Here is a 15,161-nt window from a genome sequence, read left to right on the forward strand (position 1 = left end):
AAACTTTTCATTTTATTTATTAAAAACTTTCCGTTACTTTGTAAGAGCCGCTTTTATCTATCCCCTAATTTGATTACAACTAACCAATCAACCCGGCATGACCATAGAACAATATCTGGCAACGATCAACCAACGCTATAAACAAGGCAACGCAACCGAACATACTTTTAGAGGTGATCTTCAACAACTCCTGGAAACTTTGGTGCCGGAAATAAGAGCAACCAACGAACCCAAACGCCAAGCCTGCGGGGCACCTGACTATATTTTGTCTCGCAACGGCATTGACGTTGGGTATATCGAAGCAAAAGACATTGGTGATAAAGACCTGGAGGGAAAAAAGAGAACTGGGAACAAAGAACAATTTGATAGATACAAAGCTTCATTGCCAAATCTTGTTTTTACTGATTATATCGAATTTCATTTTTATCATTATCAGGATTTTGTTTGTAAAATTTCAATCGCAGAAATACAAAACAACACCCTTGTTCCATTGCCTGAAAACTTCAAAAGATTTGAAAATTTAATTAAGGATTTTTGTGTTCATATAGGACTGACAATTAAAAGTCCCAAAAAACTGGCTGAAATGATGGCCGGAAAAGCCCGTTTACTGGCTGATGTTTTAAAAAATGCCCTGGAGAGTGATGAAGAGACACAAGCCAACACGACTCTAAAAGAACAAATGAATGCTTTTAAGGAAATATTGATACATGATATAACTCCCAAAGCTTTTGCCGATGTTTACGCACAAACCATTGCCTATGGAATGTTTGCGGCCAGGTTGCACGACCCAACGATGAGCAACTTCTCCAGACAGGAGGCCGCAGAACTCATTCCAAAATCAAATCCCTTTTTACGAAAGTTGTTTGGTTACATTGCCGGCCCCGATATTGACGATCGTATAAAATGGATTGTAGAAAGCCTTTCCGAAGTGTTTTTGGCTTGTGATGTGAGCCAACTTTTAAGAAATTACGGGAAATCCACCAAAATGGAAGACCCAATCATTCATTTTTACGAAACGTTTCTAAGTGAATATGACCCCAAGTTGCGCAAATCCCGGGGCGTTTGGTACACCCCGCAACCCGTTGTTGATTTTATTGTAAGAGCCGTTGATGATATATTAAAAACAGAATTTGACCTACCTGCCGGACTGGCCGATACCTCAAAAACTACTATTAAGCTAAATTCACAGGTGCCTGACAAACGATCACCCTCAGGTTATAAAATGTATGACCAAGAAGTGCATAAAGTACAAATACTTGACCCCGCAACGGGAACGGGAACCTTTTTGGCCGAAACTGTAAAGCACATTTATAAACGCTTTGAAGGGCAACAAGGCATTTGGAGTAATTATGTAGAGCAACATCTTATACCTCGTTTGAATGGTTTTGAGTTGCTAATGGCCTCATATGCCATGGCGCATTTAAAACTGGATTTATTGTTGACTGAAACCGGGTTTAAACCCACAACCAATCAAAGGCTAAGAGTTTTTTTAACAAACAGCCTGGAAGAAAGCCACCCCGACACCGGAACTCTGTTTTCAAACTGGTTAAGCACCGAAGCCAACGAAGCCAATCATATTAAACGTGATACCCCGGTGATGTGTGTGATTGGGAATCCCCCTTATAGTGGAGAAAGTGCAAATAAAGGTGACTGGATTATGAGTTTGATGGAAGATTACAAAAAAGAACCAGGCGGAAAGGAAAAACTCAAAGAACAAACCTCAAAATGGATAAATGATGATTACGTCAAGTTCTTACGTTATGGACAGCATTTCATAGAAAAAAATGGAAGTGGCGTTTTGGCTTTTATCAACCCGCATGGGTTTTTGGATAACCCTACTTTTAGAGGAATGCGATGGCACTTGCTTAAAACCTATGATAAAATATATACTTTAGATTTACATGGTAATAGCAAGAAGAAAGAAACTTGTCCAGATGGCTCTCCTGACATCAATGTATTTGATATTATGCAAGGTGTGGCAATCACAATTTTTGTTAAAACAGGGAAGAAAAAGCTTAATGAACTTGGAGAAGTATATCATTATGATTTATTCGGCAAGCGAGAATTTAAATATGAATTTCTAAACAATAATAATTTGTCTTCAATCGGTTTTAAAATAATAGAGAAAAAAGAACCGATGTTTTACATGGTACAAAGGGATTTAGATAAAGAAGAAGATTATTTGAAAGGTTTCTCTTTAAATGATTTGTTTATAGTTAATGGAAATGGAATTACAACTGCACACGATACTTTTGTAATAAAAGACTCCAAAAAGGAACTTTTACAATGGTTTAATGATTTTAAAAACTCTGAGAGAAATGAGGACTTACTACACAATAAATTTCAAGTAAAAAAGAAAAAAGGCTGGAATATTCTTGAGGGTTACGATAACATCAAAAATGTAGAGGACTTAAATATATATGCCAAAAAATTAAGTTATAGACCGTTTGACGATAAATATATTTTTTATGAAGATAAATTAGTTTGGAGAACTGTTAAGAAGGTAATGAGTAATTATAATGGCAATAATTTTGGTTTATTGTGTCCAAAAGCTTTTAAAGACGCTTCTTTTTCGCATATTTTTATAACAGACAAAATTTCAGAAGCGATTTTTTTATCTTCACAAACGGGTTCTAATGCAATGAATTTACCATTGTATATTTACCACGAAAATAAAAAACAGCAATCCATTGAAACTTATCCAAAGAGAACCCCAAACCTAAACCCGGAAATTCTCACACAAATTGAAGAAAAATTAGGGTTGGAGTTTGTTCCTGAAAGAGAAAACCGTGAAAGTACTTTTGCTCCCATTGAAATTTTAGATTATATCTATGCGGTTTTACACTCCTCTGAATACCGGGAAAAATACAAGGAGTTTTTGAAAATTGACTTCCCAAGAGTTCCCTATCCAACTGACCCGGTTGCGTTTTGGCATCTGGTTGCGTTGGGTGGCCAACTTAGGCAAATACATTTACTGGAAAGCCCGGTTGTAGAGCAATGCATCACAACTTACCCGGAAACAGGAGATAACATCATCACCCGGAAACAAACTAAAAACAGCCCTGGTTATGAACCGTATGACAACGACACCGCAACGGGACGTGTTTGGATCAACGATACGCAATATTTTGACAACGTGCCCCACGTTGCGTGGGAATTTTACATTGGAGGCTACCAACCCGCCCAAAAATGGCTTAAAGACCGGGTTGGCCGTGAATTAAACTTTGATGATATTTTACACTATCAAAAAATTATTGTTGCGCTTTCGGAGACGGAGCGGTTGATGGGGGAGGTTGATGGGGTTTGGCAGGAGTAATTATTGAAAGTTAATTTGAATGAATTTATAATATATGAAAAAATCTTTAAAGAAAGAAAACTACCTTGAGAGAAATGATATTGCGAAAATAATATCCAATTGGAACAAAGTCCAAGGACTTTATAGCCGAAAAGAATGGTCTTCAGTAATAATTCGAGCAGCAACCGCTGTTGAATTATCTGCAAATTTTGTGATAAGAAAGGAATTAGAAGGAGAAAGGAATTTAGATTCAGATTTTGTTAATCATTTATTACGTTGGGCAAATGGGATTCAAGGTAAATTTGACAAGCTTTTACTGCCAATATTTAAAGGAACAGACTATTATAATGAATTAAAAAAACTACTTAAGCAAGTACAAGATATAAATAAAGAAAGAAATTCAGTTGTTCATAATGGACAGTTTAAAAGAAAAAGTACGGCGGACAAAATTGTTTTAGAAAGTGAAATAATAATCAACACTTTAGTTAGCAGGTATGAAGATTATTTTGATTTATCAGAAATTTATGGAAAAGAGAGCTTAAAAGATTCAAAAAAATAAAATTAATATTGTGGTTAATCTTACTGATAAGGACAAGAATAGCAAAAATGAATAACTAAAAAATACGCGACCCAGAGTTTATATAATAAACTAAACATATATAAATAAAAATAGTATGAGCGAATTAATTGGAAAAGGTTCTAAAGAAAGATGGTACCCTATTCCTATACATAAAATAAAGAATCATTTATCAAAATATTGTTTTGATCACACCATTAATTCTGACTCAAAATACATCATAGCAAACATTAGTTATAACATTCAATATATTGAATATTTAAGAAAAACTTTAAATGAACTAAATCTTTCAGAAGTATTGTTAATTCAGACAATAAAAAGCTTTATAATCATTAGCACGTCAATAATAGAAGCTATTTTTTACATAATATGTTGCAAAGAGAATTTAAGAAAAAAAATAGTTTGGAATGAAATTAAGACAGTAGGAAAATCTGAGTTTTTCCTTGAAGGTAATTCTCTTAAAAGCGAAACTAAAATCTATAAGAAAAATACAGTAACTGAATTTGAATCAATGACTTTTGATCAAATGATAAAGAAAATCGAGAGAAAAAAAGTGTTAAATCAAGAAAATCAATTTTTTAAAGATTTAAATCATTTAAGAAAATTAAGAAATAAGATTCATCTTCAAGAATCCAAAACAATAGAAAAAACAGATTATAATTCATTTTGGAGACCTGAATACACCTTGTCAAAAAAGAATTTGCGACTATTATTACTTGATGAAATTTTTAAAACAGATAAAAGCAGCATTGAATTATTTAAGTTTTTAAAGAATTAAGTGTGTATCATTAAATCTTATTTCCTCATGTACATTGGTATTTCAACATTAAAAAATCATTATTTAGCATTCGGAAACTTTATGGTTTATGGTGGAGTTTGATAATTTTGGGATTAATTAATATTATTTTTATGATTGAGTTTTTATATGACATGACTTATGAAGAGCACTTGTTTACATTGTATACAGCATTTGTAAGTCTTTTAGTTCATATAGTTTTCAAATTTTTTATTAAGCTAAAATTAAATAAAATACTCAATCTAATTTTAAAAAATTTATTTTTATCCTTAACAATTGTATTAGTATTATTTGTTATTATCAATTACAAAGGGGAAATTAATCTAATCATTGTAAGTCTCTTGGCTGTAATAATTGTAATGTTATTTGGCTTATTTATTTTAAAATATATTCTAAAAATGAGAAAGCAAATACATAAAGAACAATTCGAAATTTTAAAAATTGCATTAGACAGTGATAAAGAAATTTTAGAGAAATTATTTGATAAAGATGTTGGAGCTTTGAATATGTTGCTTGATAAAATTAAGAATGAGAATAAACCTATGAATGGGGAAAAAGAATCTTAAAGCAAATGTAATTTTTTAAAATATCCCTTCTGAATGAAAAACGATAGAAATTTTAATCTTGATCAAATTTTATCAAATTTAAGAGATTCAATTGATGAGTTCCAACCTAAATTAAAATTTCCTGATGAACTTAAATCATCAATTGAACGACTCGTTAAAAGTTTAAAAGTCTTTGAAGAAAACAAAATAGAAATCAACATTGACTATGATGCATTTAAGGCTATTGGTGAAAGGCTCAATGAATATACACAAAACGTTTCTGTTCATACATTGCTGGTTTCAAGACACGGATGGTTTATAGATTTAATAGCTCCAATAGATATGCCGGCAAATGCCTATACTTTGTTTAAGTCAGGAAATATAAAGGCAGGAGACAAGGTAATTGGAGATTATTATCATGAATATATTGATGATGTATTTGATACACTTAAAAAAAGACATAAACGAAGAAAATTTATCCTTGAAGATATTTTGAATGGATATAAAGAAAAGAATTACCGGATGATCATACCTTGTATTTTTACCCAAATAGATGGGATAAGTAATGACTTTACTAAAAAAGCTTTTTTTACAAAAAAAGAAAAAAAATACAATCATTTACCTGAATTTTCAGCATTAATTAAAGCAGAAACTGAAGGCTTTTTAGATTATTACATTTCACCACTTCAAAACCAAACTCCAATAATGGTAAATGAAAAATATTTAGGCGGTTTCCCTTGTAAATTTAATAGACATCAAATTATACACGGTTCTTCAGTTAGTTATGGAAACAAAACAAATAGCTTAAAGGCAATTTCTTTTTTAAAGTATTTATCTGACATTCTAACAAGCTTAAAAACAAAAGGAAAAATAGCTTGATTTAGGAAATATGAAAATATAGTACATTATCAAAAAGTAATTGTTGCTCAAACTGAAACGGAGCCGTTGATGGTTTTTTACGCCCACAATAATTGATTTCTCCAATTTTCAGAAAATCCCATTTCAGCTAACCTATCTGGATTATTATTAAATAGGCTAACAAGACTTTCTTTTGTGGTGTGACCTGGAGAAACTTTGTTTAATATGTATATGATGCAAGACAAAGAATAATAAACAGACATATCATTATTTGGTATTAAAATAAAATTACTATTTGGCTTAGATAATTGCTTTGGAGGTATATGAATATTTCTGTTCCATAATCTACTATGATGGGCGCAAATATTTCTTACCACATTAAATGAGTTCATCCAACTTTTTAAAAAATTTTCATTAGGAAGATCAAATTCGATTGCAAGTCTTTTTTTACAATCTAAATCATTTTTCAAGTTGCCATAAATTTTAGACAAAGTTCCAAGCGACAATATTTCAAAAGTTTTATAACAAGGCGGTCTATCTTGGGAGCCATAATTTTCAAAATGAGTTTCAATAAATACTTCTTTTGATCTATTAAGCTCTTTATCAATATCTTTTATTGACTCTTCGAAAAAATCCATATTAAAAAATAGATTTTTGTTCTCATACCACCACCAATTATTATTTTCAATTGAAATATAATATATCATTTTAGTTCTTAATGCAACTTCAATTCTTTCAATGGCATCAAAAATTAAGAGTCTCAATTTTCTATCAAATGTATATAGGGATACAACTGTTTCAAATGTTGTTCCTTTTTTAAAAAGATGCTTTTTTTTATCTGCTTGTAGTTCCCACCAAAAACCCTGTAATCTAAAATAGCTTATATTTTTTAAATATTGTTTAGCTAAATTATCATCTTCAATAACTAAACCTCTTTGCTTTAGTTGCTTGATTTGATTATCAATAGTCAGAATATTTTTTGGATAGTCTTCTTTGCTCAAAATTAAAAAAAAAGACCCGCCTGGGTGCGCTGATCGAGGGAAGCGTGGCGAGTTCGATTGGAACAAAGATAATATAAGATATCTGTTTAGAAGTGTAGTTGATGTTGTTTTCGACAAAATACATTATATATTAACATATTCTTGTGAAAATGTTAAAAAATACTCTCACTCTTTAATAATAAGCTTTTCAATTCTTCTATTGTATATTTAATAAACTCTTTTAGGTCTTGTTATCTGTAAAAAAAAAACAATCTTGGTGAGCGTAAGAAAAAATATTTCTTGGAGACAATTTCATTCTTAAAGCATCTATCAGACATATTAACAAGCCTAAAAATAAAAGGAAAATTCACTTAATTTAGGGGATTATTAGGGGATTTAAGGTATAAAAAAAGAGCTAAATAGCTTTTTATCAACCATTTAGCCCTATTGCTTAGTAGCGGGAACAGGACTCGAACCTGTGACCTTCGGGTTATGAGCCCGACGAGCTACCTACTGCTCTATCCCGCGATATATATTTTCAATACTTTATTACTTTTCAACTCGAACCTGTGTCCGCCTTTGGCGGATATGAGCCCGACGAGCTACCTACTGCTCTTTCCCGCGATATGGATTTAAAAGAAAAAATGTTTTTTTAATGTCAACCATACATTGACCATCTTTCCTTTTGGATTGCAAATATACAACAGATTTCTATTTCTGCAATACGAATGAATAAAACTTTCTTTAAAACAATCCCGTAATAGTTCCATTATCATCAATATCAATAGTTTCAGAAGCCGGATGTGCAGGCAATCCGGGCATGCGCATCATATCACCTGTAATAGGCACCAAAAACCCGGCACCTGCTGCTATTTCAATTTCCCTGACAGTGATTGTAAAGCCCGATGGTCGTCCAATCAACGCCGGATTGTCTGAAAGTGATTTCTGAGTTTTTGCTATACACACAGGAAGTTGATTGAGTCCCAGATTGGCAATTTTCTTTAAATCAAGCTTTGCTCTTGAAGCATATTCAACTTTGGCTGCACCATAAATTTTGGTTGCAATGGTTTCAATTTTTGACTGTACATCAGATTCCCAATCGTAAAGAGGGGTGAAGTTTGATTTGTTTTCTTCAACAGCGGCAACAACTTCATTTGCTAAATCGATGGCGCCTTTTCCGCCTTCAGCCCAAACTTCAGCAAGTGCCACACGAACACCTTTTGATTTTGCAAACGCTTTGATGACTTCAATTTCTTCATCACTGTCTGTGATAAACTTGTTGATGGCGATTACCGGAGTTAATTGGAACTGAAGAATGTTTTCAAGATGTTTTTCTAGGTTGGGCAATCCTTTTTTAAGAGCTTCAGTATGGGGTGTTTTTAAATCATCTAAAGGAGCGCCACCGTGATATTTTAAGGCTCTGATGGTAGCTGTGAGTACGACCACTTTGGGTTTCAAATCGGCACTTTGACACTTGATGTCCAAAAACTTTTCTGCACCAAGATCTGCACCAAAACCGGCTTCGGTAACAGTATAGTCAGACAAACTCATACCCATTTTTGTTGCTATCACGGTGTTTGTTCCCTGTGCAATATTGGCAAAAGGACCTCCGTGAATAATCGCCGGATTACCTTCAAGAGTTTGAACAAGGTTAGGTTTTATAGCGTCTTTTAGCAAAACTGCCATGGCGCCTTCAGCTTTCAGGTCGCGGGCAAAGATGGGTTTTTTATCAAACGTATAACCTATAAAAATATTACCCAGTCTTTTTTTCAAATCGGTCAAATTGTTTGAAAGACAGAGAATGGCCATAATTTCTGAAGCAGCTGTTATATCAAAACCCGATTCGCGTGGAACTCCTGAACCTGTGCCTCCCAGACCAATAACTATTTTTCTCAACGAACGGTCATTGACATCCATCACGCGTTTCCAGGCAACTGTGCGGGAATCAATTCCCAATGAGTTTGTTTTGCTTTGAATGTTGTTGTCAATCAAAGCAGAAAGTAAATTGTGTGCTTTTTCAATGGCTGAAAAATCACCCGTAAAATGCAGGTTGATGTCTTCCATAGGGATCACCTGTGCATAGCCGCCACCAGTCGCACCGCCTTTAATTCCAAAAACAGGTCCTAAAGAGGGTTCTCTTAAAACAACAGTGGTTTTTTTGCCAATTTGATTAAGACCTTCAGAAAGCCCGATTGAAATGGTGGTTTTTCCTTCTCCTGCGGGAGTAGGAGATATTGCTGAAACTAAAATCAGATGGCTTCTTTCAGCTTTTGATTTGTCTATTAGTGAAAGTGGAAGTTTTGCTTTATGCTTTCCGTACAGTTCTAACGCATCAGGGTTGATGCCTAGTTTTTTTGCAACGTCTGCGATATGAATCGGAGTGGCCTTTTTGGCGATGTCTAAATCGGTCATAGAAAGTATATTCTGGTTAATATTCTCAAAAATAGGGATTTTATAACATTTATTGAATGATAAATATCAATGAACGAATAATTAGTCAAATAGTTTACTCCGGTTAGTGAAAATTCCAACTTGCCAGATAAAGCTATATTTTTAACGCTACTTTTTTAAAAATTACTTGTTTAGGATTTACCTTTGTTTACAATCTAATCTATTTTAATTCAATAATACTTTATGGCACTATTCAATAACAAAAAGGCTAAATCTGAGCTGGAAAAGCGCCAAAAACGTTTTTCCAAAAAAGACCTCTTGAGCCTGGTTTCCAAGGAAAAAACCCTGAAAGAAAAATTCACAAGACAAGAGCGGCTCAAAATGCATTTCAGTGATTTTATGGTGTTATTTGCAATGCTTCGGGATTATGCTACCCGTAAATACACTAAAGTGCCCTGGTTTATCATTTCCTCCATTGGAGCAGCTTTACTTTATGTAATTTCGCCTTTAGACCTCATACCTGATTTTATTCCCTTTGTCGGTTATTTGGACGATGCGACCGTGCTGGCATTTTGTTTAAAACTGGTTTATAAAGACATTGTTCTTTATAAAACCTGGAAAGAGGAAACACATCCTAAAACAGCTTCAACATCTTAATCCTTAACTTTTTTTAGGACAATTTTATAAGGACTTTATTACAGTTTATCTCTCTTTCACAGTATATTATTGCTTTAACAATCAAAACTTAAGACTATGAAAGATGTAAAACTTGCTATTATTTATTACAGTTCAACCGGAACCAATTACAAACTTGCCCAAACTGCCGAAAAAGCAGCCAAAGAAACCGGTGCAACAGTAAAACTTCTGCGGGTAGCCGAAACCGCGCCTCAGGAAGCCATCACTCAAAATGAAAAATGGGAAAAGCATCACAATGCAACAAAAGATGCACCCACCGTTTCGCTCGATGATCTGGAATGGGCAGACGCCATTATTTTCAGCGTACCCACACGTTATGGTAATATGCCCTCACAGTTGGGGAGCTTTATCGATACCACCGGCGGTTTGTGGGCCAACGGCAAACTGGCCAACAAAGTAGTAAGCGCTATGACCAGTGCCGCAAACCCTCACGGCGGACAAGAAACCACGTTGCTTTCCATTTACAAAACCATGTGTCACTGGGGAGCAATTGTTGCTGCACCGGGCTATACTGATAAAATACAGTTTGAAGCTGCAGGAAACCCATATGGAGTGAGTGTTTCTGATGGGCCTGAAAATGTTACAGAGATCATTCAAAAAGCAGTAGCACATCAGACAAAACGCACTCTTAAGATTGCCTCTTCAGTAAAAAAAGGCTTACAATAAACTAGAGTTGAAGCATCAACAAGAAGAAAAATATCATGAAAAATTATTTCTATTTACTTTTTGCACTACTAATGATGAGCTGTAGCTCAGATGATGATACTGCTCAAAATCAATTCCAGAACATTGAAACCGATTTACAAGAAGGTTCCTGGGAAATTAGCACCTATACCAATGCCGGTGAAAATGAAACCTTCGTGTTTGAAAGCTATGTCTTTGATTTTATTGACGGCACTGTCATTGCCAGCACTGATCTTTTTTCAGCCACGGGAAGCTGGGACTATTTGGGCTCTGATGAAAATGGATCTACTGAAATATTTCAGATAAACTTTACTGGAAGTAATCCTGAAGAACCATTCGACCGCCTGACTGAAAACTGGGAAATCGTTGCTGCATCATCGATATCCATTCAGTTGGTGTATGAAACAGTTGATGTAAACAAATCCCTTACGTTTACAAAAATGTAAATGAAACATCAAGCCCAGACCGTTTTTTTTTTGTATAATTCTAGTAATTGTCGGAATGGGTTTTTTAATAGAACATTTACACTTTATAACACGGCCTTAACTAAGTTAGGTAGCTTTAAGGTATACATTTACAGAGCCTAACAATAAAAACATGGGGATTATGAAAAAGACAAAATTGATTTTAGTAACAATGCTATTTATGAGCATGATTGTTTTTGCACAAAAGAGTGATAAAGACAAGGAAATAATCAGCGATGCTGAAACAGTAAAAGTGGAATTCATCGCCTTGGACAGAGGTCTTGAAAGCCAGTTTGACAATGCAACTGCATATGTAATCTTCCCAAATGTAGGGAAAGGAGCTGTAGTTGTAGGAGCCGCTTCCGGTCACGGAGCAGTATACAAAAACGGTAAACTGGTAGGTATGGCCAGTATGAAGCAGCTTGATGTAGGTGCCCAGATAGGTGGTAAAGCATACAGTGAGGTGATTTTTTTCAACAGTGAAGAAGCTTTTAAGAAGCTTAAAAATAATGAACTGGAGTTAACCTCACAGGTAGCTGCCATTGCAGTTGAAGAAGGAACATCAATGAATACAAAATTTACTGACGGATTGGCTGTATTTGTGAAACCCAAAGCTGGTTTAATGGCCGAAGTTTCCGTGGGTGGCCAAAAGTTTGAATTCCGTCCATTAGATAGGTATAAAAATAAATAATCTATAAGTCTGGATTATTTAATTGAAAACACCGCTATTAATTCAATCAAAAGATTGGAGAAATAGCGGTGTTTTTTTTTTTAGCAAATTGGTTTTTTACCTTCTTCTTGAACTGTTGCGTTGTCCGGATCCTCTTGAGGAACGTTGCTGACGCTGTGGGGTTTTTTCCACGTGGTGGTTGACCAAAGGAAAATTGTCATTCTCCAATACAGGAATAGGTTTTCCAATCAGTTTTTGAATATCTTTTAAATAGGCTTTCTCCTCAGCATCACAGAAAGCGATAGCAATCCCATCAGCACCGGCCCTTCCGGTTCTCCCGATGCGATGAACATAAGACTCAGCAATGTTGGGCAATTCATAGTTGATTACGTGTGTCAGGTCATCGATATCGATTCCCCTTGCGGCAATATCAGTTGCAACAAGCACCCGTGTTTCTTTTGATTTGAAACTGCTCAGCGCACGTTGGCGGGCGTTCTGTGATTTGTTACCGTGAATGGCCTGTGATTTAATACCGGCTTTTACAAGGTCTTTTACCACTTTATCGGCACCGTGTTTAGTGCGTGTAAAGACCAGTGCCCTGTCAATATTTTTATCTGAAAGCACTTCTTTTAAGAGATGCTTTTTGTTTTCTTTATCCACAAAATACACCGCCTGATTGATGGTGTTTGCAGTGCTGGAAACCGGTGTTACTTCCACTTTGGAAGGATTGACCAATATGGTATTTGCGAGTTTTACTATGGGGTCGGGCATGGTAGCTGAAAAGAATAAGGATTGCCTTTTCTGGGGAATCTTGGCGATTATTTTCTTAACATCGTTTAAGAAACCCATATCGAGCATACGGTCGGCTTCGTCCAACACGAAAAACTGCAGTTGGTTGAGATGTACAAATTTCTGACTGATTAAATCCAGCAAACGACCCGGTGTGGCAATTAAAACATCAATGCCCAATCGTAATGATTTCACCTGACTGTTTTGACTCACACCGCCAAAAATCACTTCATATTTTAGATTGGTGTTGGCACCATAGTTTTCAAAACTTTCGGCAATTTGTATGGCGAGTTCTCGTGTGGGGGTTAAGATCAAACTTCTGATGGGACGCTTTCCGTTATGATGTGTACGGTCCTGACTCATCAGTTGAATGATGGGAATGGCAAAGGCGGCGGTTTTTCCGGTTCCGGTTTGGGCGCAACCCAAAACATCTTTTCCTTCAAGTGCGAGTGGGATGGTTTGTGCTTGTATGGGTGTGGGGGTTGTGTATCCTTCCGTTTTTAAAGCCTCAAGGATAGGGGCTATCAAATTTAAATTTTCAAATGTCATTTTAATATAGTTTAAGACCGAATAAATTGTAAAAGGTTCACTGTCTCGGTCTTTGAGACAGGAATTCTTTTTTGTACTGCTTAAACTTTAAATGTAATTTGGAGGGTTATTTCCGAAACTTAGGAAAGAAAAAGAGTAGTGATATTTATTTTCGATTTTTTATATCGCTAATATCAGCGGCAAAGCTAAGCTATTTTTAGGAATACTCAGAATATTTTATTGATTTTTTAAAACCTGATGGTTTGAAATCAAAAGAATTGGATGAAAAATTTGCCGTACTTTTGCAGTTCAAATTCTTGCTATGCAAAAACACAAAGCCGGTTTCGTTAACATTATAGGCAACCCCAATGTGGGAAAATCCACCTTGATGAATGCCTTTGTGGGTGAAAAACTGTCCATCATCACCAGCAAGGCACAAACGACAAGGCATCGTATTCTTGGCATCGTGAATGGCGATGATTTTCAGATGATTCTAAGCGACACTCCCGGAATTATCAAACCAGCTTATCAGCTGCAGGAATCGATGATGGGGTTTGTGAAATCTGCCTTTGAAGATGCAGATGTACTGATTTATATGGTGGAAATCGGCGAAAAGGAACTAAAAGATGAAGCTTTTTTTAATAAGATTGTCCATTCAAAAATTCCCGTTTTGTTGTTGATCAATAAAATTGACAAATCCAATCAGGAGCAACTGGAAGAGCAGGTGCAGCTCTGGGCCCAAAAAGTGCCCAATGCTGAAATATTTGCCATTTCGGCTCTGGAAGGTTTTCAGGTAAAGGAAGTGTTTGATAAAATAATTGAACTTTTACCTGAATCACCCCCTTTTTATCCCAAAGACCAGCTTACCGATAAACCCGAACGCTTTTTTGTAAATGAAACCATCAGGGAAAAAATACTAATGCACTACAAAAAGGAAATTCCTTACAGTGTTGAGGTGGATACTGAAGAGTTTTTTGAAGAAGAAAACATCATCAGAATGCGGGCAGTCATTATGGTTGAACGTGACACCCAAAAAGGAATCATCATTGGTCACAAAGGCGAAGCTTTGAAACGTGTGGGCGTTGAATCAAGAAAAGACCTGGAGAAATTCTTCGGTAAACAGGTGCATCTGGAACTGTATGTAAAAGTTAATAAAAACTGGCGTAGTGATGCAAGACAGTTGAGGAGGTTTGGATACGATTCTTAGTAAATAGAGGTTATTGAGCAGAGCTTGTCTGCCGAAGCTAGGGTGAGTGTTTGAAAGCACCAAAACCCAAGCGCTAAATTACACAAGTTAACAAATTTTCTTTGTGAATCTTTGGGACTTGATGCTTGAATTTTTGGAATTTTTCCCATTCAACCAATATGCCAAATCCAACTCCTCTCATTTCAATAACTCTTCCATCACTTTCTCAAGCTCATAGGCTTGAGGCATTCCTTTTTTTCGGTTGCTTCTCGCTATAAAATAAAGACTGAACCAGGCAATAACCATCAATAACATAATGAGTATATGAATTCCATAGGGCTGTCTCAATGACCAGTTGGAATAAGAAAATACGCCAAAAATGATGAAGATTCCTGCTACCACAAAATGTAAAAACATAAACAAGGTCCATAGTGCAGGTTCAGGTCCAAACAACCCTTTTACTTTGGTAGTTCCATCTTCAAGAGGTTCAAATTCTATATGAAGATGAGGGGAGTAATACTTTTTATTTTCTGACCCAATCGAAATCCATAAATGCTCATCAAGTTGTTTTAAGACAAAATGAGGGTTTAGCTTTTCGCTTAACGAAATAACCCGCTTCGTGATTGCTTCCATTGATTTATGTGTTATGCGTTCAAAACGCGGCCTGAGTTGAATTTGATTTTCGATTTCCATAACACTTTA

14 protein-coding genes and 1 tRNA gene are annotated in these 15,161 nt (G+C 35.3%); 10 read left to right on the top strand and 5 right to left on the bottom strand.

What is annotated here, in order from left to right:
* Positions 1-97 precede the first annotated feature (97 nt).
* From IEV69_RS04100 to IEV69_RS04120, 5 genes are all read left to right on the top strand, one after another.
* Positions 98-3,316 carry a type ISP restriction/modification enzyme gene (locus IEV69_RS04100; RefSeq protein ID WP_188439750.1) on the top strand — a complete coding sequence of 1,073 codons (3,219 nt, stop codon included), beginning with the start codon at positions 98-100 and terminating at the stop codon, positions 3,314-3,316.
* Between the two features lie 34 nt (positions 3,317-3,350).
* The gene (locus IEV69_RS04105; RefSeq protein ID WP_188439752.1) at positions 3,351-3,854 is read left to right on the top strand and encodes a hypothetical protein; all 504 of its coding nucleotides are present in this window, start codon (positions 3,351-3,353) and stop codon (positions 3,852-3,854) included.
* 115 nt (positions 3,855-3,969) lie between these two features.
* Positions 3,970-4,650, top strand: a complete 681-nt coding sequence (locus IEV69_RS04110) for a hypothetical protein (RefSeq protein WP_188439754.1) — start codon at positions 3,970-3,972, stop codon at positions 4,648-4,650.
* A gap of 131 nt (positions 4,651-4,781) precedes the next feature.
* A complete protein-coding gene (locus tag IEV69_RS04115) occupies positions 4,782-5,234 on the top strand; it encodes a hypothetical protein (protein WP_188439756.1) in 453 nt (150 codons plus the stop codon).
* A gap of 33 nt (positions 5,235-5,267) precedes the next feature.
* A complete protein-coding gene (locus IEV69_RS04120; protein WP_188439758.1) occupies positions 5,268-6,092 on the top strand; it encodes a hypothetical protein in 825 nt (274 codons plus the stop codon).
* Positions 6,093-6,169: 77 nt separating this feature from the next.
* Here IEV69_RS04120 and IEV69_RS04125 read toward each other — a convergent pair whose 3' ends face one another.
* From IEV69_RS04125 to IEV69_RS04135, 3 genes are all read right to left on the bottom strand, one after another.
* The gene (locus IEV69_RS04125) at positions 6,170-7,072 is read right to left on the bottom strand and encodes an Abi family protein (protein WP_188439759.1); all 903 of its coding nucleotides are present in this window, start codon (positions 7,070-7,072) and stop codon (positions 6,170-6,172) included.
* Positions 7,073-7,506: 434 nt separating this feature from the next.
* Positions 7,507-7,579: transfer RNA gene (locus IEV69_RS04130), tRNA-Met, on the bottom strand.
* A gap of 216 nt (positions 7,580-7,795) precedes the next feature.
* Positions 7,796-9,463, bottom strand: a complete 1,668-nt coding sequence (locus IEV69_RS04135; protein ID WP_188439761.1) for a formate--tetrahydrofolate ligase — start codon at positions 9,461-9,463, stop codon at positions 7,796-7,798.
* Between the two features lie 222 nt (positions 9,464-9,685).
* Between IEV69_RS04135 and IEV69_RS04140 the strand changes: the two genes are divergently transcribed.
* The 4 genes from IEV69_RS04140 to IEV69_RS04155 all read left to right on the top strand — a co-directional run bounded on the left by IEV69_RS04140 (position 9,686) and on the right by IEV69_RS04155 (position 11,977).
* Complete coding sequence (locus tag IEV69_RS04140) at positions 9,686-10,099, top strand: YkvA family protein (protein ID WP_188439763.1); 414 nt, start codon at positions 9,686-9,688, stop codon at positions 10,097-10,099.
* A gap of 96 nt (positions 10,100-10,195) precedes the next feature.
* A complete protein-coding gene (gene wrbA / locus IEV69_RS04145) occupies positions 10,196-10,804 on the top strand; it encodes an NAD(P)H:quinone oxidoreductase (RefSeq protein WP_188439765.1) in 609 nt (202 codons plus the stop codon).
* A gap of 35 nt (positions 10,805-10,839) precedes the next feature.
* Positions 10,840-11,268 (top strand): hypothetical protein, encoded by a 429-nt coding sequence (locus tag IEV69_RS04150; protein ID WP_188439767.1) that lies wholly within the window; start codon positions 10,840-10,842, stop codon positions 11,266-11,268.
* A 160-nt stretch (positions 11,269-11,428) separates the two neighbouring features.
* A complete protein-coding gene (locus IEV69_RS04155; protein WP_188439769.1) occupies positions 11,429-11,977 on the top strand; it encodes a lipid-binding SYLF domain-containing protein in 549 nt (182 codons plus the stop codon).
* 96 nt (positions 11,978-12,073) lie between these two features.
* On the opposite strand, the gene IEV69_RS04160 is transcribed toward IEV69_RS04155, so the two are convergent.
* A complete protein-coding gene (locus tag IEV69_RS04160; protein ID WP_188439771.1) occupies positions 12,074-13,294 on the bottom strand; it encodes a DEAD/DEAH box helicase in 1,221 nt (406 codons plus the stop codon).
* 301 nt (positions 13,295-13,595) lie between these two features.
* Between IEV69_RS04160 and era the strand changes: the two genes are divergently transcribed.
* A complete protein-coding gene (gene era / locus IEV69_RS04165) occupies positions 13,596-14,480 on the top strand; it encodes a GTPase Era (protein ID WP_188439773.1) in 885 nt (294 codons plus the stop codon).
* 177 nt (positions 14,481-14,657) lie between these two features.
* Here the strand turns inward: era and IEV69_RS04170 are convergent, their stop codons facing one another.
* Complete coding sequence (locus IEV69_RS04170; RefSeq protein ID WP_188439775.1) at positions 14,658-15,152, bottom strand: hypothetical protein; 495 nt, start codon at positions 15,150-15,152, stop codon at positions 14,658-14,660.
* Positions 15,153-15,161 lie beyond the last annotated feature (9 nt).

The sequence above is a fragment of the Planktosalinus lacus genome, assembly GCF_014640155.1.
In the GTDB taxonomy this organism is placed as follows: domain Bacteria; phylum Bacteroidota; class Bacteroidia; order Flavobacteriales; family Flavobacteriaceae; genus Planktosalinus; species Planktosalinus lacus.